The sequence below is a fragment of the Devosia aurantiaca genome, from assembly GCF_011058215.1.
In the GTDB taxonomy this organism is placed as follows: domain Bacteria; phylum Pseudomonadota; class Alphaproteobacteria; order Rhizobiales; family Devosiaceae; genus Devosia; species Devosia aurantiaca.
Genome location: NZ_JAALFG010000001.1, coordinates 823,049 through 841,353 on the forward strand (window position 1 = coordinate 823,049; position 18,305 = coordinate 841,353).

The window sequence follows — 18,305 nt, forward strand, 5'->3', positions numbered from 1 at the left end:
TCTTCACGTCAATCCAGCGATCCGATGAACGGGCATTCGATTTCGGCTTTCAGCAAACCGGAAGGACAGGTTGAATGGCCGGAATGGGGCGCTGAGCAGAACGGGATTGCAGGCCGAATGCCGATCCTAATCTGGAGCATCAAGCACTGGACCTCCCGGCGCGAAATTGAACACTTCAAGACGCATGTCCTTTTCGTTCGGCTTGTTGGCGAGGATGGTGAGGCTGCCCGGGCCGACCGGAATGATGCGCCGCGGCTCGAGCCCCAGCAGGGTCTGCAGCAGGGCGCGAATGACGCCGCCGTGGCATACGACCAGCAGCCGATCGGCTTTAGCGGTGGCAGCGCGGGTTGCCGCCGCGGTGCGGACGGCAAAATCTGCCCAGATCTCGCCGCCTGGCGGCGCAAAAGTGCCGGCGCGCCAGCCCCGATAGGCTTCGGGCTCGTCGGCGATGATGTGGGCGATTTCGAGCCCGGTCCAGTCACCGACATCGACCTCGCGCAGCCCGGGCTCATGTGTCGCTTCGGGGAAACCCAGAAGCTCGGCGGTTTGACGAGCGCGTCGCAGGTCGGAGGTGATGACCCGATCGGGGGCGAGCTGTTCGACCGTGGCAGCGAGCGCGCGAGCCTGGGCCTTGCCTTTTTCGGAGAGACCGATATCGGCCTGGCCCTGCAGGCGGCGCACCGCGTTCCATTCGGACTCGCCGTGACGAACCAGGAGCAGACGCTTCATGACAGGCGCTCCCCGTTGGCACCGAACAGAGCGGCGGGCCTTTGTGGCAGCACGAAATGCGCCTTATCGCCCACGGTGAAACGCGGCGCGGCGTCGACGACGGCGGTGATGCGGAGCGCGCCCTGCGTGCCTGTCAGCATGGTGCGGCCGGCGACCGGGCTGGCTTCGGCAAAATCGAAGGCGAGGCTGTTTTCGACAGGTATCCCGGTGACAGACAGGTCTTCAGGCCGGTACATGGCCGAGGCGCCGGGCGGCAGGTCGAAGGCCAGTGTCGGCGGTAGGGCCGATACCGGCACGAGATTAGCCGGCGGCGTCCCGACAAACGTGGCGACAAAGCCGGTGGCCGGGTTCTGCACCAGTGCCTCGGGCGTGCCGAACTGTTCGACCTTCCCGTGGTTAAGCACAGCCACATGGGTAGCCATGGTCATAGCTTCCACCTGGTCGTGGGTTACGTAAACCGAAGTTGCGCCCGTGGCGCGGTGGACGCGGAGAAGCTCGGTGCGCATCTCGACGCGCAACTTGGCATCGAGATTGGAGAGCGGCTCGTCGAACAACAGGATCGAGGGACGCGGCGCGATCATGCGGGCGATGGCGACGCGCTGCTGCTGGCCGCCAGAGATCTCGTTCGGATAACGGGCACCGAGGGCTTCGATGCCGAGCATCTTCAACACCTCGCTGACGCGAGCCTGCCGGTCGGGCTTACTGAGGCCAGCGACCTTTAACGGCCAATCGACGTTGCCGGCGACGGTCATGTGCGGCCAGAGGGCATAGGACTGAAAGACCAGACCAGTATCGCGTTGGGCTGGATCGATCGTCCAGCCTTTCGCGCCGTCAGAGACGACCTTGTCGCCGAATTGTACCTTTCCGCCGCTGGGCTGCTCGAGCCCGGCCAGCATGCGCAGCATGGTGGACTTGCCGCAGCCCGAGGGGCCGACCAGCACGAGAAAGGCGCCCTCCGGCACGGCGAAGGAGATGTCGTCGACGGCGTTGGCCGCGCCGAAGGATTTGACGAGATTTCGGATGCTGATCATGGCGGGTACTTACGTTTTGAGCCAGGGCTGGGACTTGGCCTGCAACTGGTTGGCAAGCAGGGTCGCAGCAATCGAGATCACGAGGATCACGACGGTGATGGCATTGGCGAACTGGGTGAAGCCCTCGGAGGCATAGCGGTAGGCGAGGACCGACAGCACGGGCATGGTCGGGGTAAAGAGGAGCACCACCAGCGAAAGGTCGCGCATGATCTTCACGAACACGATCAGCCCGCCGGCGGCGAGGCCGCGGCTCGCCAGCGGCACGGTGATGGCGGTTAGGCGGCGGAGGAAACCGGCGCCGGTCATCCGAGCGCTTTCATCGAGATCGCCGGAGACCTGCTGGATGACGGCGCGGCCTGTCTGCACAGAGAATGGCAGAAGATAAGCCGTGCCGGCAATGAGCAGTAGCGCGAAGGTTCCGTAAAGCGCCGGGAACGGACCGATGGGTGAGCCGAAGAGCGCTATATAGGCAGCGCCGAAGGCGATGCCAGGCACCAGCAGCGGCAGGAAGCTGACTTGGTTTATAATCCCGGCCAGCGGTCCTTTGCCGTCGCGCGCCAGAACGAAGGCGACGATGAGGCCGATAATGGTCGTGGTGATCGCCACGGCGACGCCAAGGCCCATCGTGAGGCCTGTGGCCGAGACGATGAACGGGTTGGAGAAGATGCCGGCCTGGCCCTGGGCGATGGAGGGATCGGAGGCGCCGGTCCAGTAGTGCAGCGTCCAGTTGGAAAAAGAGCGCCGAGGACGACGGGGCCAGCGAGGAGGCGATGAGGATCGCGACCGGAACGACCGTCGTCAGAAGACAGATCACGGCAGCCGCAGCAAAGAGCGGCAGGCGGGCGGCGCCAAGGTCGAACCGCTTGGCGCGGCCGAACTTGCCGGTGATGGTGGCGTAGGAACGGCGGCCGGAAATGACCTTGTTGCCCAACCATAGGAACAGTGCCGATACAACGATCAGGAGAATGGCGATGACATAGCCGCGGGCGGTCTGGCCGACTTCGATGAGGCCATAGAGGCGTGTCGCCATTGTCTGCATGCGCACCGGCAGGCCAAGCAAAGCGGGAGCAGCAAAGTTGGACACGGCCCCGGCAAACGTCAGTGAAGCCCCGGCGATCACCGCCGGCAGGGCGACCGGGAGCACGATGCCCATAAGGATGCGCCCGGGCTTTGCGCCGGCCATTTGTGCGGCCTCGACAAGGTCGGAATTGACGGTGGCGAGGGCCGCGGCAATTACGGTGAAGGCCAGCGAATTATAGTGGGCGATGAGCACGATCAGCGTCGGCGCCATGCCCCAGGCCAGCCAATCGGGCACGGCAAGACCCAGGCCTTCAAGGAAACCGGTCTGGCCGCCGACACGGGAATTGCGGAACAGAGAGCCCCAGGCCAGCGCGGTCGCAAAACTCGGGATCATGAATGGCAACGTCGCCATCAGCCCGATGGTGCGCCGGAACGGCACGTCGGTCATGACCACGAGCCAGGCGAGGAACCCGCCGATCAGCACGCAACCGCAGGCAACGCCGACGCCGAGGATCAGCGTGTTGCCGAGTGGCAACCAGAGCAGGTTCTTCGACAGGCGGCCGGAGGTGACGTCACTCCAAGCCACGATGGCATCGGGGGCGAGCGTTTCGAACAGGATGCGCAGCAACGGCGCGGCGATGAGGAAGCCGAGAATGGCCAGCACGAAGAGTTTTAGCGCCAACCGGCCATCGAGCCGGAAGGGCCGCACCAGGGGGCGGGCTGAAGCAAGGGACATGATGAAATTCCTCTAAGCTCCCGGCGCAAGGCCGGGAGCCGTGGGAGAAGGTTATTGCAGCGAGAGCACGAGGTCGCCGACATCCTGGCGGATTTCGGCGGTCGCGGCCGGGTCTATCGACCAGGCGGCGAATTCATCGAGCGGTACGGCATCGGGGTGGCTGACTATGTCGCTGCGGGTGGCATAATCACCCGCTACGTAGAACGGCGCGAAGCCTTCACCACCGGTTTCACTGTCGTCGCCCATCAGAAAGTCGATGACGAGGCGCGCGGCAGCTGGGTGGGTCGCAGTGGATGACACGGCGAGCACGGCCGGGAAGATGATGCCGTTGGACGGGGTCACGTCATTGGCAACCTGCAAGGCCCAGCCCTCATCTTCGTTGTCGCGACGATCCGAATAGGAGGTGAAACCGACCGGCGGGTTGTCCTGACCGAGCGCGCCGACAGCGGCGTTCACGTCGTCGGTCGAGGAGACGAGGATCAGGTCGTTTTCGAAAAGGTCGACGATGAACTGCTGGCCGGCGTTCTCGATGCCGTCGTCGAGTGCGATCGGCTCGCCGAACTGGGCATCGTAGGCGCTGGCCATTTCGTCCGAGCGCAGCACGATTTCGGTCATCAGATCGAGATAGTCGCCACGCTGCAGCGGATCGACCATGATGACGCGGCCGGTCCAATCGGGTGTGGTGAGCTCCCAGAAATTGCTGACCGGGGCACCATCGGGATTGGCTTCCTCGTTATACATCAGCACTTTTGTCGACAGGCGCTGGGCGAGAAGCGGTTCCTTCTCGTTCTGGTCGAGCAGGTCGGCGACGCGCGGCGGTACATAGTGGGTAATAAGGCCGGGGCCGAGCAGCTCGTCGAAGACCACCGGGGCGTCGGAGATGTAGACGACGTCGGCACTGGCGATGCCGGCGCTGGCTTCGGCCTTGATACGGGTGATCTGCTCGGTCGAGGACATGTCGTGGCTGACCATGTCGATGCCCGGATAGGCCGCCTCGAAGGCCGTCTCGACAGCGGCGATGCGGCTGGTGAAGGCGTAGACCGTCACGGTGCCTTCGGCCTGCGCCAGCGGCAGCAGTTCCTCGGCGGTCAGCGCATTGAGGTCCTGGTCCTGCGCCAGGGCCGGAAAAGCCATGGCCACAAGGGCCGTAGAGAGCAGCAAAGTCTTTTTGTCCATCAAATCCTCCTCAGGAACGGCGCCTCATGCGCCTTATGGATGCACATGCGTTTGCACGATGGATGCGACATGCATGTGAACTTGCAGAAACAAGGCGTGCGTATTTTCTCCCCTGCACGCCTGTCAGTTGAAAGCGTCGATGAGCTGTCCCAAGGTTTCAAGATATTGCAGAGAAGCGTCGGGATCTTGCGTGGCCATGGCCAGCACCAGCGCATTGCAGATGGCCATGGGAACGGTGAGCGTCTGGAACGCATCCTGCGAACCGGTGCGCGGGGCGAAGAGCAGGTGCTCGGCCGCCGGTACCAGAGATGGACCCACGCTGCCCGAGATAACCACCGAAGTCGCCTGTTTGGCGCGGGCGTGGTTGAGCAGCGCGGCATAGTGGGTGGGCTGGCGGCGGAAGGCGAAGGCGACGATGGCGTCATCGCCGTCCATGCCCAGCACCTGTTCGGCGAGGTCGCGGCCCTCGCCGGCCAGCATGATGGTGTCGCGGCCCATGCGGCGCAGGCGCCGATCAATCAGCACGGCAAGCGCTTCGGCATTGCCGCGGGCAAAGACATAGATGCGACGCGCCTTGAGTAGGGCCTGGGCGGCGGCATGCAATTTTGCGTCGTCGACATAGCGCTGCAGCCCAGCCAGCGCCTCAATCTCCCGGCTCACCAGATCGGTGATCAGCCCGGCTTCGCTGGTCTGCTGCAATGTGTTGCGGACACGGGTGGCCGGATCAGTGCGAACGATAAATTCTTCCTGGATCGCGGCACGGAATTCGGCATAGTTCGCATAGCCGAGCTTCTTGGCCAGCCGGGAGGCCGTCGCCTCATGCACGCCAATGCGCTGTGCTAGGCCACTTGCCGTACCCAGCGCAATATCGCGCGGGCTGGCAATCACCTGCTTGATCAGCTGCTGCTCTGCGGGCGTCAGCGTTTCCGCTGCCTCCTTGACGCGTTCTAGAACGGACATGGGTTCCTCCAATGTCCACAGCTTACATCATGCAAGATATATTGCAAGGTAAATAGTCAATGCAAGTTTTTCTGCAACATCTAAAGCACGCTTCGTGCTGCGCCTGCTTTCGGGGCGATCTGGAAAATCGTCGATCGTCTGCGATGGACGCCCCTCGGACGCTTTGTGCCGGAAGCCTTTCATAGCTCCCGGCACATGATCAGGTCGGATATTGCTGGATCGCAATTAGCGCTTAGAAATGGCGCTAGCGAGGATGTCCTCAACTGAAATTCAATCGGTCTTGCCATAGCGATTGTTATCGAGCGGAGAGAGCTTGCCGCGACCGCTGAGCATATCGCGCATATATTGCATGCCCTGCCAGGCTGGGAAGGCATCGTCACTCCGAGGCGTCAGGGTGCGCACCAGCGCAATCACTGCGCTGAACATGGTAAGACCACCCGGTCGGAACGGCTTGTAAGGCGTACCTGTAAGCCGCGTCATGATCGCCGCGAGCTCGCGTGTGCTGACCGCGCTGCCGGCGATGCGTGAGAACCTCGGTGCCTGGGCGTCAAGCGCTACATCAGCGGCAAAGTCAGCTACGTCGTCCTTTGTTGTTAGGTCCAGCTTTTGGTCAACATCTCCCCAGTAGAGCACGCGACGCTGCTTGTGCATGATGATCGGCGCTTGTCCGGTGATGAGATCGGTAAACATGCCGTTGAGAACCGATTGAGCCTTTATGGGAGCGGCGTCGATCCTGCCCTGAAAGGCGCGGCGCAGGTCCATGTTGCGATTGTCGCCGGGACGCGTCTTGGTGAAATCTAGCGAAAAATCTGACGGCATGAAGCGCGGCACACCGGCCGAAACCGCTGCTTGCAACAACTGTGTCTGTACGCCAATAATGACCGGTTCTAGGCCGTTGAGCACCGAAACGACGCAGGCGGCGCCAGTGCAGGCTTCTTGAAGAGCGGTGGAGTTGTCGAAGTCTACCACAACGGGCGTAGCTCCGCTTCGACGTACCGCCGCTAGTTTGCCTTCGGGAGTACCGGTGCGCAGCAAGGCGCGCACTGTCGCACCCCGTGCAGTAAGTGCATTGGCTATCCGGCGCCCTAGATCCCCTGTAGCACCGGCCAGGGCGATGATCTGCCCGCTTCCATTGATCACGATAACAACCCCACCGATTGCCTGAAGAAATGCGTTGCCCGACAGCTCAGAACATTCTCGCCGTTGCCGAACAACTGCCCATTTCAGCGTCTGCTTTCAAGGCAGTGCAGCCTTGTTGGTGTAAGGCCAAAGATAGAGGCGGTCCTTGAAGGATCAGTAAGCAAGCTTGTGAAGGCCAGCCGCGAGTACTTTGATACCAGCGACAATGTCGTCGACAGTCGAGAATTCTTCAGGCGTGTGGCTGCGGCCTTTTTCCGAGCGCACGAAGATCATTACCGTCTTCGCAATCTTGGCCATCTGCTGGGTGTCATGCCCAGCCCCGCTGGCCATCGTGAGGGTTGGCACACCCTGATCGGCGGCGGCGTCGCGGAAGGTTGCGACGAGACTGGGGTCGCTGAGGCAGGGGACCTTGTCGATGCCGATTTCCCATTCGATCTCGAGGCCACGGCGAGAGGCGACTTCGCGCATCAGCTTTTCATGGAGCTTATAAAGCTCTTCGCCCTGTTTTGGATCGGGATGACGGACGTCAATGGTGAAGTGGACTTCGCGTGGCACGACGGCCGCGCCATTGGGGAAGACTTCTGCGCGGCCAATGGTGGTGACGGCGGGACGGCCGAGACGGTGGGCGGTGTTGATGACGCCGCTGCCGATTTCGAGAAAGCCGGCCATCGGATCGCGGCGCAGATCCATTGGGAAAGCGCCGGCATGGTTCTGCTCGCCGGTCAGTTTGACGCGGTAGTGGCGCAGGCCGGTAATGGCGCTGACAACCGCGACCGGCAGGTCGGCGTGCTCTAGGATCGGGCCCTGCTCAATATGCAGTTCGACGAAGCTTTCGATGTCGTGGCGTTGGGCAGAGGCAACAATGCTGGGGTCTAGGCCGACGTCGCGCATGGCTTGGGCGATGGAGGTGCCGTCAAAGCCGAGGGTGTTGTCGGCGTCGCCCTGCTGGATGGCGCCGGTGATAGCGCGTGAGCCCCAAAAGTTGGCGGTAGGGAAACGGCTGCCTTCTTCTTCGCAGAGCGAAACGGCTTCGAGCGTGCGCTTAGGTTGGCCGAACTGGGCTTTCAATACCCGCAGAGCGATGAGGGCGCTTAGGGCGCCCAAAGTGCCGTCATAACGGCCGCCGGGGCATTGCGTATCGATGTGGGAGCCGGAGACGATGGAGGCACCGCCTGCGGTGCCTTCGAGCTTGCCCCAGACATTGCCCACCGCGTCGCGGCTGACCGTGAGTCCTGCGTCTTCCAGCCATCGGGCATAAAGGTCGTTGGCCTCAACCCATTCCGGCGAATAGACGGTGCGCCAGACGCCGGTGCCGCTATGGGCGCCGATGGCACCCATTTCCATGATCATGGATTCAACGAGAGCCAGGTCGATGGTAATGGAGGTCACGATTGCTGCTCCTGGCGGCCGCGCACGAGTTGGGAGAGACAGACGGCGATCACCAGCGCGCCGCCGTAGAAGAGGTCCTGCACAAAGGTGCTGATGCCGAGGATCGAGAGGCCGGTAATGCCGGTGACGAGGAAATAGACGGCTATCACCGAGCCGACCGGGTTGAAGCGGCCGGGCGTGATGCTGGTGGCGCCGAGGAAGGCCGCGGCGAAGGCGGGGAGCAGGTAGGTCAGGCCGGAATTGGGGTCGGCGGCGCCGAGCGAGCCGACGGCGAGGACGCCGGCGACGCCGCCAAGCCCACCCGACACCAGAAAGGTCGCAGCCCGCACTTGATCGACGCGGATGCCGGATAGGCGCGCAACTTCGCGGCCACGGCCAACAAACAGCAGGCGCTGCCCCGCGGCCGTGAAGGTGAAGACGTACCAGATGATCGCGGCAATCACCAAGGCGTAGTAGAAGGCGAGGGGGATGCCGAAGAGGCGGGTGACGATCACCGCATTGGTGATGGCGAAGTCGATGCCGCTGATGGTGTTGGAATTAGAAATCCAAAGCGTGATGCCGTGGAGGAAGGTGCCCATGCCAAGGGTCACGATCAACGAATTGATGCGGAAATAGAGGACGATCGCCGCGTTCACCGCGCCAATGACGATACCGGTAGCCACCGCGGCGAGCGCGGCTGCGGCGATGGGCCAGCCGAAATAGACGTTGAGGACGGCGATGACCATGGCGCTCAGCGTCAAGTTGCCGGCAATGGAAAGGTCATAGTCGCCGGCAGTGAGCGGGACGATGAGACCGAGTGTCAGGACGACCAGGACGGCCTGGGAGCCAAAGATGGTCGAAAAATTGGCCCAGCTGAAGAATGTCGTTGGCCGCAGGATGCTGAAGAAGACGATGACGACGAGCCAGGCGATGACAAGGCCATAGCGCTCGCCCCATTCGACCCATTGCTTTTTCTGGCCGGCAGCGGGAGGCGCTGAGATTTGGGTCATGACAGCGTGGCTCCGGCTTTTTCGGTTATGTAACAGCTTTCGGCGATGGCCGATTTGGAAATGGCAGCGCCCTCGAGTTCGGCGACCTGCCGGCCACGGCCGAGGACGACGACGCGGTTGCAGATGGCGGCCAGCTGCTCATGATCGGAGCTGGCGCAGATAATCGCGGCGCCCTGGTCGGCCATGCGGCGGATTTCGCCGAAGACCTGCTCACGCGCGCCGATATCGACACCTTGCGTCGGCTCTTCGAGCAGCACCAGTTTGGGATCGAGCTGAAACCACTTGGCGAGCACCACCTTTTGCTGGTTGCCGCCGGAGAGGCGCGCTCATCAATGCTGTGGGGTCGGCGGGACGGACGTCGAAGGCTGTGTTGAGCTTTGCCGCATGATCGCGCATGGCGCGGCGCGACATCAGCCGGCCGCCGCCGAATTGTGAGAGAATGGGGAGCGTTGCGTTGTCGGCGACGCTGAGAGTCGGCACGACGCCGGCTGCGAGCCTATCGCCCGGGATGAAGACAATGCCGTCTTTTACAGACTGGTGGGGGTGGCCTGACTCAGATCGCGCTCGGTGCCGGAAAGGGTGAGAAAGCCGGCCTGAGCCTGTTCGGCCCCAAAGCAGAGGCTGACCACATCGTCATAGCCCGAGCCAATGAGGCCGGTGAGGCCAACGACTTCACCAGCACGGACGCGCAGGGAAAAGTCTTTGACAGCACCGCCGCGCAGGCCGGTGATGATGGCGACTTCATCACCAAACGTGCGAGCCGGCGGGCGCATCGCCGCGAGATCCACGGAACGGCCGACAATCAGTTCGATGATCTGAGATTTTGCTGCGGAGCGGGTATCAAGCGAACCGGCCACTTGACCATCGCGCAGCACGGTGACGCGATCGGTGATTTCGCTGACTTCGTCGATATCATGGGAGACGAAGATGACGCTTGCGCCCTGCGCGACGATGGCGCGGACGAGATCAAACAGCCGACCGACATCCTTGGCTGGCAGGAAGGGGGTAGGCTCGTCGAGGATCAGCAGATTGGTCAGTGTGCCCTGTGCCTGTTCGAGCTGATCGAAGGCGCGCAGGATGGCAAGAAGAGCGCGTTCCACCGAACTCAGCTGTTCGACGGGCGCGGCGGGATCAAGGGACAGGCCAAAGCGCGCGAACAAGCCTTTCGCACGCCGGGCCTGACCGCGCCAATCGATGCGCCAGCGCGACTCGGTCGCGTGTTCACCAACGAGCAGGTTTTCGAGCACCGTCATGGAGGGAATAAGGCCGAGGTGCTGGTGCACGAAGGCAATGCCGAGCTTGCGGAATTCGCCGGCTGGCAGCGGCAGGGTCACCGGTTGGCCACCGACGAAGAGGCGGGCGCCCGTGTCGGGCGCGTGGAAGCCGGCAAGGATCTTGATCAGCGTAGACTTGCCCGAACCGTTTTGACCAAGCAGGCCATGCACCTCTCCGCGCGCGACATCCAAGGTGACGTCGGACAGCACGCGCGTGGTTCCGAAGTGTTTGGATAGGCCTTCAACACGTACAGCGCTGTCCGGGCCGCCGTGAGGCGACCCGCTCGGTGTGGGGGAGGGAAGCGTCAAAGCTGCCACAGCTCCTTGTAGCCGGCAACATAGGCATCGCCGTAACCCTTGGAGGTTTCAGCCGGGGTGCCGGCCGTGGCAGCGTTTTCGGCATCAAAGACCAAGAGGGGGATCTTTGGATCGGTCACTGGTGCAAGGTCGCATACCAGGCGCATCTGCGCGTCGAGCATACCGTAGGCAATCCAGTCGAGGTTTTCGCCGACATCCATTTCGACCTGACCGTTCTGGATCATATCGAGCACGAACGGGGTGCCGTTAAAGGTGGCGATCTTCACGCGATCGGACGCGCCGGTGATGGTAAGGGCGGGGACCACGAACTGGTTCATGCCGTCATAGATGGGCAGGATGTAGTTGATGGTGGGATCGGCGATGATCGCGGACTGCACATTGGACTGGATTTTGGTGGCCCAGTCAGGAATGGAGACGTTGACGGTGGTGAACTTGCTTTCGGGATGTTCGGCAAAGACTTCTTCGATGCCGGCCATCATGGAGTCGGTGGAAAGCACTTCATTGGTAACCAGTACCAGAGCGTTGGCCTTACCCTCGGTCTTGGTGATGGCCCATTCAGCCAAAAAGCTTGCCAGCCTGCTTGTAGTCGATCGGGATCGAGGCGGTGAGGCCGCCCGGAACATCCTGCTCGAAGCCGGTGAGGTGAGATGCAGTGACGATGGCGCCAGCGTCACGGGCACTCTTGATCTGGGTGGTGAGGACGCGCGGATCGGCGCCCGCCAGAAGGTCGATCAGGTCGAACTTGTTGGTGACACCGTATTCGATGCCCTGCACCCACTGGGTCGGCTGACCCTGGTTTTCCCAGATCTGGAACTCAAAGCCGACATCCTTCGCGATGGCCGACATGGCGTTGGCGATAGTGGCGACAAAGGGAACAGCGCTTGATGCGGGCACCGAAAGGATGCGCTTGTCGGCCATACAGGCCTTGGCGTCGAATGACTCGCCCGGCGCGGTAAATGTTGGAATACCGGTATATTTCTCGAGATCTGCCTGTGCCGCCGCAAGGGCGTCCTGTGCGTGAGCGGCGCCTGCCGTCATCAGGCCCAGTGCCAATGTGGCACCCGCGAGCTTTGTAATTTTTCCCATTGTCCTCGTTCCCTTCCAAACCAGAAGCTTCCGCCACTGGTATACATATTCCACAATTCACAGCGTCTTTCCTGCGGCGCGTCAACTGTGTTTTTCCAGGTTCGCGACGGAATGTTCGCCTAATCCGCCACCTTGCCCAGGTTGTGTCCACAGAGCTTATAATAGCGGCAGACTTAGACGCATTTCCAAGCAGCATGAACTGGACGATGGTGTACGGGTAACTCTGGCAAAATCGGCAAGCCTAACTTCTAAAAATCTCACATCATAAATATGGACTATGAATCCATAGTACCGTAACGCTTGGGCAAAATTGGGTTGCGGAGAGCTTTGATGAAAACCATCGGCGTCGATGTCGGCGGCACATTTACCGACCTGGTCTATTGCGACATGACCAGTGGCGATATCGCCATCCACAAGGTGTCTACGACGCCCGACGACCCCTCGCGCGGGGTGATGACGGGCATTACCGAGCTCTGTGCGGCCAACAATGTCGCCCCGTCCAGCATCGATTATGTGTTTCACGGCACGACGACTGCGACCAATTCGGTGCTTGAGAACAAAGGCGCCAAGGCCGGCCTCATCACCAATGAAGGCTTCCGCGATATTATCCATATCGGCCGTCACCAGCGCGTCGAGCATTATTCGATCATCCAGGAACTGCCCTGGCAGCATCGTCCGCTGGTGCGCCGTCAGTTCCGCAAGACTGTCGGTGGGCGCCTGGTGCCGCCAACCGGGGCAGAGCACGAGCCGCTGGATCGCGACGGGGTGCGTCGGGCTGCAGAAGAGCTGCGGGCCGAAGGCGTTGAATCCGTGGCGATCTGCTTCCTCTTTTCATACCTCAACCCGGCGCATGAGCTTGAGGCCAAGGCGATCGTGCAGGAGGTGATGCCCGACGCTTTCGTCACCACGTCCTCGTTCATCGCGCCGCAATTTCGCGAGTTCGAGCGCTTTACGACCGCAGCTTTGGCGGCATTTATCGGGCCCAAGGTCGATCGCTATATCGACAATCTCGATAATGCCTTGCGCGAGATCGGTGTCCAGGGAGACCTGCGCATAATGGCCTCTAATGGCGGCGTCGCGACCACGAAGATGGTGGTTGAAAAGCCGACGCTGACGCTTTTGAGCGGCCTTGCCGCTGGCGTTCTAGGCGGCAAGTGGATCGGCGACCTCACCAATTTCAACCGTCTCATCACTTTCGACATTGGCGGCACCAGCGCGGATATCGGCATCATCGTCGATGGCGTTTTTGCCGAAACCGATGCGCGTTCGACCTCGATCGCCGGTTTTCCGCTGCTGACGCCGATGATCGATATCCACACCATCGGCGCAGGTGGCGGATCGATCGCCCATATCGACCGCGGTGGCGCCTTCCGCGTCGGTCCGCAATCGGCTGGCGCTGTGCCGGGGCCCGCGGCCTATGGGCGAGGCGGCACCGAGCCGACCGTGACGGACGCCAATCTGGTGCTTGGCCGTCTGGCGGCGCAGGACTTTTGGGCGGTGGCATGACGCTCGACAAACAAGCGTCGGACACGGTGGTGCGCGGGTTGGCCGAGCGGTTGGGCATGCCGGTCAACGAGACGGCCGAAGGTATTTTAACTATCATCAATGCCAATATGGCCAATGCCATCCGCTCTCGCACGGTGCAGAAGGGCATCGATCCGCGCAGCTTTGCGCTGGTGGCGTTTGGTGGGGCCGGGCCGTTGCACGGAGTGGAAGTGGCCCGCATGCTCGACATTCCGACGGTGATCGTGCCGCCATTCCCTGGCATCACATCGGCCATGGGGCTTTTGACCACCGATCTCAAATACGACCTGACCCGAACACAGTTCCAGGTGTCGGGGGGGTGGACCTCGGGCGTCTCAACAGCGACATCGCAGCAATGGAAACGGAGCTTTCCGCCCAGTTTGCGGCCGACAAGATCGCGGACGAGGACGTGTCGTTCCAGCGGATCGGCGACCTGCGTTATGTGGGGCAGGGCTACGAGCTCAACATCGTCTTTCCCGAGGGCGAGGTCACCGAGGCGGGGATGCAGGAGACGTTCGAGGCGTTCCACCGGGCGCATGCCGCCGAGTATGGTCATGCATTCAAGGCTAGCCCGATCGAAATCGTCAATCTGCGGGTGAGCGGCATCGGCCGCATGCCCAAGATCGACAAGCTGCAGGCGCCGAAGGGCGGGACGCTGGCCGAGGCGCTGGTGCGTACCGGACCTAGCGTTTTCCGGGTCGGGGGCGAGCTCAAGACCTTCGAGACACCGGTGTATCGCCGCACGGCGCTGCCGGTTGGCGAAGCTTTTGTCGGACCTGCCATCATTCTTCAAAAGGACTCCACCACCGTCATGCCGCCAGCCACCAGCGCCGTGGTCGACGCATCGGGAAGCATCATCATCACCTTGGGAGAGGTCGCATGAGCCAGAACCTGACCGCAACTGCTGCTGCAGCACCGACCCGCGTCGATCCCGTTACCGGCGCCGTAATCCAAGGCGCGCTCGAAAATATTGCCATCGAAATGGGCCACAAACTCATGCGCATGAGCTATTCCTCGATCATCCGCGAAAGCGAGGATTTCGGTACGGCGCTGACCGATGCCACCGGAAGGCAGATGTGCGAATGCAAGATGTCGACGCCGCTGCAATCGGGTCCAATTCCGGGCTATGTGCGCGGGATTTTGAAGCAGATGGAAACGCGCGGCGAAACGCTGCGGCCCGGCGATGTCATCATGCACAACGACCCCTATGGTGGCGCCAGCCATGGCCCTGACGTGGGCTTCGCGGTACCGGTATTTCTGGGCGAGGAGCTGATCGGGTTTTCCGTTACCACGGCGCACCACCTCGATATCGGCGCGTCGACGCCGGGGAGTACCGGCATCGTCGATGCGGTCGACGCCTATGCCGAGGGCCTGCAATTCAAGGCCATCAAAGTGGTCGATGCCGGCAGGCGCAACGAGGCGGTATGGTCGATCCTGCGTGACAATATCCGCGCCTCGGCGCTGGTCGTGGGCGACATGGAAGCGCAGGTGCAGACGGCCCAGATCGGCGCGGAGCGGTTCCTGGCGCTGGTCAACCAGTACAGCCTTAAGACAGTGATGGACGCCTTTGAGGATCTGCTCGATTACTCCGAACGGCTGATGCGCGACGCCATCGCGGCGCTGCCGGATGGCGAATACGCGGCCAGGACCTTTATCGACGGCTTCCTCGACGATGCGGATGCGGCGCGTAAGGACCTGCCGATCGCGGTGACGCTCAAGGTTGCGGGTGATAGCATTACCGTCGATCTGACCGGGACGGCGCCGCAGATCCCGGATCGTCCGATCAACATGCCACTGGTGGGTACGGTCGATATTTCAATCTGGCTGACGCTGCGCTCGATCCTTCTTGATAGCGTGACCTATGGCAGCATTCCGCAAAACGAGGGACTGATACGGCCAATTACCATTGTCGCGCCGCGCGGCACGCTTGCCAACCCGATCTTCCCGGCGCCGGTTATCGCCCGTTTCTGCCCCGGCAATGCCTTGGCCGACACGGTGATGAAAGCGTTGTCACAGGCAGTGCCGCAGCAGGTTTCGGCGGGTATCGGAAACCTGCGGGTCGTGGCCTTTTCCGGCATGGAAGAGGGCAAGCAGTGGGTGCATATGGAAATTCTCGAAGGCAGCTATGGCGGTCGCTATGGCTCGGACGGAATGGATGCGGTGGATACCCTGTTCGCCAACACCCGCAACAATCCGATCGAGGATATTGAGTCGCACTTGCCGATCCGCGTGGACCGCTACGAGCTGCGCAATGACGCGACGGCGGCAGGGCGCAATCGTGGCGGCATCGGTACGGTGCGCGAATTCACCTTTCTCGCCGATGGTGCATTTTCGGTGGAAGGGGACGGGCACAAATACCGGCCCTGGGGATATGACGGCGGCGAGGACGGCCATACGGCGTCGCTGAAATTGCTGCACAAGGCGGGCGGGGAGACAGATCTCGTGTCCAAGGTGCCGTATCACAAGATCAAGGCTGGCGATCATCTGGTTTCGCGCGGGCCGAGCGGCGGTGGCTATGGCAATCCACGCGAGCGCGATCCAGCATCTGTGCTGTTCGATGTGCTTGAAGGTTTGGTGTCCTCTGAGGCTGCGGAAAAAGACTACGGCGTGGCGATTTCCGCTGGTCAGGTCGATGCGGCACGCACGGCCCAGTTACGTTCCGCCTGAGGCACTGACCCCCTCTATCCACAGGCGATCACTGGCGGCGACCGTTGGCTTCCAGCCGGCTGTCGCCGCTTTTTCAGGCTTCGAGGAACTCGCGCCAGCGGCGCACCAGATAAGTGTGCTCGTCCATAAAGACGTTCCACACACGGACGCGGGACATACGCTCAAGGTAGGAGCCACCTTCGCGGATCTCGCCAACGGCAACGCTGGGTTCGCCGGCAGGGCTGTTGAGGATTTCGGCAGCGGGCTTCCCAGCGTACCAATAGTCCCATTCGGCAGTGCTGAGATGAGGGCGCACCAGTTCGGGCGAGACGAAATAATAGCCTTGCCTTGTGGTGATGGCGCCGCCTTTGCCGTTCATCCACCAGTTGAGATAAGCGTACGCGGCTTCCAGCTGTTCGCCCTGCGCGGCGAAGGAGATGCAGAGATCGACGTGCCAGCCGCGGTAGCCTTCTTGGGGCACGGCAAGCACGACCGGCAGGCCCTGGCTGCGCAGTGTTGCGATGGCGGGGGAGAACATCGACTGGAGCACCGTTCCGCGCTGCATGGAGCGCGCTGCTTCGTGGTGATTGCTCCAGATGGTCTTGAAGTGACCCAATTTCTTCTTGCGCAGGAGGATGTCGGCGACGATGTCGATCTCCTCGATCGAGAGATTGCCGACATCGGCAAAGGTCATGCCTTCGGAGGCTTCCACGGCAAGTGCGGCTTCGATCATGCCGAGCACCGGCTCGCTCATTATAGCGACGCGGCCATGGAGGCGCCTGTCCAGCATCCAGCCCCAGCTGTGCGGTGTGCCGGCGGGCCACTCCTTGAGTGCGGAGGGCAGGAAGGCGAATGTGTCGACGCCGTGCTGAAGCGGCAGCATCACGATTTGCTCGGTGGGCACGGGGCCCAGGGCGCCGGAGGGCTGCACGAACAGCTGGTTGAACACCGAGCCAAAGGCGCGCGAATCTGCACGGCGAGCAAGGGCCTGTTGCTTCAGGAGTTGGCCATTTTCGATGCGGCTCAGATCGATGGCCTGGATGGCGCGGGCAGTCCAGATCAGATCGGCGGTGTGCCACTGATGGTAGACATCGAAGGTGTGAGGGCTGGTAACGACGCGCTGCAGGCCAGCGACGCTATCGATCAACTCGAACTCGATCTCGAACGGAAGATCGTGTGCTGCCTGTTCCATGACGGCGCGGGGTACGACTTCGCTGCGGGCAATGACGCGAAGCTTGAGAGGCTGGGACACGTGCGGCTCGCTAGTGAATGCGGGTGAGGTAGGGGGCGATTTCGGCGGCATCGAAAACCGAAAGCACCTTGAGCCTGGCACGGGTCCTTACGTGTTCGGCGTCCAGATGATGGCCGAGGGCAACCGCGGCACCTGCGCCATCTCCGAGCAGCAGATGATCGAAGACCAAAGCGTGCTCGCGCAGCATGTCGTCGCTCTGGTGGATGCCGATATAGTTGTCGAATAGACGGTTGATCACGAGCGAAATCTGGGTGAGCTGCACCGCTAGCTGAAGGTAGTTGTTGCGCTGGGTGCGCAGGGCAGTGACATGCAGATCGGTTTCGAGCTCTTCAAGGGTTTTCGACGAGAGGGCTGCGTTGCCGGTAAGCACGGCATCGATGGCCGCTCGCGCCTCGATCAGCATGGCGGTCTCAAGTTGCGGTTGGGCGGCCACCAGCGCGCCCGGCTCAAGCAGCCGGCGGACTTCGTGGGCATTATCCAGCATGCGGGCGCCGAAGGGGCCGGCGATCCAATGCGAACTGCGGTCCTTGCCGATCAGGCCGCGCGCATCGAGGCGCGAGAGCACATCGCGCACGACCGTGCGGCTGACGTCGAAATAGTCGCCGATGCCGGCTTCGGAAATTTGGAATGTACCGAAGGGAATGCAATTCAGAATATCTGACTCGACGGCCGCAAAGATGCGCTCCCAGCTAACCTGCCCTTGGTTGCTACCGAGCTCCGGAGGTAGTTGAAGCAAGAGACCGTGGAGGTTAGTCCTAACCGGGTCGCTCTGTGCGTTCGCGGCGCCGACCACATACCCTTGTGAGCTCAAGGGAGCGATCAGCCCTTCTGCGGCAAGAAGATCGAGAGCACGCTTGACGGGTGGGCGGCTGACCCGCAATCGGTCGGCAACTGCTGAGACCAGCAAGCGCGTACCGGCAGGCAAATTGCCGCTTTCGATGTTTGCTTGCAATGCCTCACTGACAATTTGGTAGTAGGATCTGCTGGCGGCAGGTTTTGCTTTGGACATGAACTTGGAGCTGACTGCAGCACTTT

15 protein-coding genes and 2 pseudogenes are annotated in these 18,305 nt (G+C 62.0%); 3 read left to right on the forward strand and 14 right to left on the reverse strand.

Features of this window, described 5'->3' with window-relative positions; translation table 11 throughout:
• Positions 1-126: 126 nt before the first annotated feature.
• From G5575_RS04310 to G5575_RS04360, 12 genes and pseudogenes are all read right to left on the reverse strand, one after another.
• The gene (locus G5575_RS04310; RefSeq protein WP_164533238.1) at positions 127-729 is read right to left on the reverse strand and encodes a histidine phosphatase family protein; all 603 of its coding nucleotides are present in this window, start codon (positions 727-729) and stop codon (positions 127-129) included.
• On the reverse strand, positions 726-1,760 hold the full coding sequence (locus tag G5575_RS04315) for an ABC transporter ATP-binding protein (protein WP_164533239.1): 1,035 nt from the start codon (positions 1,758-1,760) through the stop codon (positions 726-728). The genes G5575_RS04310 and G5575_RS04315 overlap by 4 nt, the downstream gene beginning before the upstream one ends.
• Positions 1,761-1,769: 9 nt before the next feature.
• A pseudogene (locus tag G5575_RS21460) lies at positions 1,770-3,516 on the reverse strand (ABC transporter permease).
• Positions 3,517-3,567: 51 nt separating this feature from the next.
• Positions 3,568-4,692 (reverse strand): ABC transporter substrate-binding protein, encoded by a 1,125-nt coding sequence (locus G5575_RS04325; protein ID WP_164533240.1) that lies wholly within the window; start codon positions 4,690-4,692, stop codon positions 3,568-3,570.
• Positions 4,693-4,815: 123 nt separating this feature from the next.
• Positions 4,816-5,652, reverse strand: coding sequence for a MurR/RpiR family transcriptional regulator (locus G5575_RS04330; RefSeq protein WP_164533241.1), 837 nt, complete (start codon positions 5,650-5,652; stop codon positions 4,816-4,818).
• Between the two features lie 270 nt (positions 5,653-5,922).
• Positions 5,923-6,792, reverse strand: a complete 870-nt coding sequence (locus tag G5575_RS04335) for an NmrA family NAD(P)-binding protein (RefSeq protein ID WP_164533242.1) — start codon at positions 6,790-6,792, stop codon at positions 5,923-5,925.
• 153 nt (positions 6,793-6,945) lie between these two features.
• Complete coding sequence (locus G5575_RS04340; protein WP_328765830.1) at positions 6,946-8,181, reverse strand: hydantoinase/carbamoylase family amidase; 1,236 nt, start codon at positions 8,179-8,181, stop codon at positions 6,946-6,948.
• Positions 8,178-9,170: an ABC transporter permease gene (locus tag G5575_RS04345; RefSeq protein ID WP_164533243.1), complete on the reverse strand. Its 993-nt coding sequence runs from the start codon at positions 9,168-9,170 to the stop codon at positions 8,178-8,180. Before G5575_RS04345 ends, G5575_RS04340 begins: the two co-directional genes overlap by 4 nt.
• On the reverse strand, positions 9,167-9,463 hold the full coding sequence (locus tag G5575_RS19230) for a hypothetical protein (RefSeq protein ID WP_207632986.1): 297 nt from the start codon (positions 9,461-9,463) through the stop codon (positions 9,167-9,169). Before G5575_RS19230 ends, G5575_RS04345 begins: the two co-directional genes overlap by 4 nt.
• A 234-nt stretch (positions 9,464-9,697) precedes the next feature.
• The gene (locus G5575_RS19235; RefSeq protein WP_207632987.1) at positions 9,698-10,654 is read right to left on the reverse strand and encodes an ATP-binding cassette domain-containing protein; all 957 of its coding nucleotides are present in this window, start codon (positions 10,652-10,654) and stop codon (positions 9,698-9,700) included.
• 95 nt (positions 10,655-10,749) lie between these two features.
• Positions 10,750-11,325, reverse strand: a complete 576-nt coding sequence (locus G5575_RS04355; protein ID WP_164533244.1) for a sugar ABC transporter substrate-binding protein — start codon at positions 11,323-11,325, stop codon at positions 10,750-10,752.
• Positions 11,318-11,848, reverse strand: a complete 531-nt coding sequence (locus G5575_RS04360) for a type 1 periplasmic-binding domain-containing protein (RefSeq protein ID WP_164533245.1) — start codon at positions 11,846-11,848, stop codon at positions 11,318-11,320. The genes G5575_RS04355 and G5575_RS04360 overlap by 8 nt, the downstream gene beginning before the upstream one ends.
• Before the next feature lie 330 nt (positions 11,849-12,178).
• Here G5575_RS04360 and G5575_RS19240 point away from each other — a divergent pair.
• From G5575_RS19240 to G5575_RS04370, 3 genes and pseudogenes are all read left to right on the forward strand, one after another.
• A pseudogene (locus G5575_RS19240) lies at positions 12,179-13,596 on the forward strand (hydantoinase/oxoprolinase family protein); the annotation flags it as partial.
• A gap of 95 nt (positions 13,597-13,691) precedes the next feature.
• Positions 13,692-14,255, forward strand: coding sequence for a hydantoinase/oxoprolinase family protein (locus G5575_RS21465; protein ID WP_328765831.1), 564 nt, complete (start codon positions 13,692-13,694; stop codon positions 14,253-14,255).
• The gene (locus G5575_RS04370) at positions 14,252-16,039 is read left to right on the forward strand and encodes a hydantoinase B/oxoprolinase family protein (RefSeq protein WP_164533246.1); all 1,788 of its coding nucleotides are present in this window, start codon (positions 14,252-14,254) and stop codon (positions 16,037-16,039) included. Before G5575_RS21465 ends, G5575_RS04370 begins: the two co-directional genes overlap by 4 nt.
• A gap of 73 nt (positions 16,040-16,112) precedes the next feature.
• Here the strand turns inward: G5575_RS04370 and G5575_RS04375 are convergent, their stop codons facing one another.
• Positions 16,113-17,270, reverse strand: coding sequence for an ABC transporter substrate-binding protein (locus tag G5575_RS04375; RefSeq protein WP_164533247.1), 1,158 nt, complete (start codon positions 17,268-17,270; stop codon positions 16,113-16,115).
• A 10-nt stretch (positions 17,271-17,280) separates the two neighbouring features.
• Complete coding sequence (locus G5575_RS04380) at positions 17,281-18,279, reverse strand: GntR family transcriptional regulator (RefSeq protein WP_268904373.1); 999 nt, start codon at positions 18,277-18,279, stop codon at positions 17,281-17,283.
• Positions 18,280-18,305 lie beyond the last annotated feature (26 nt).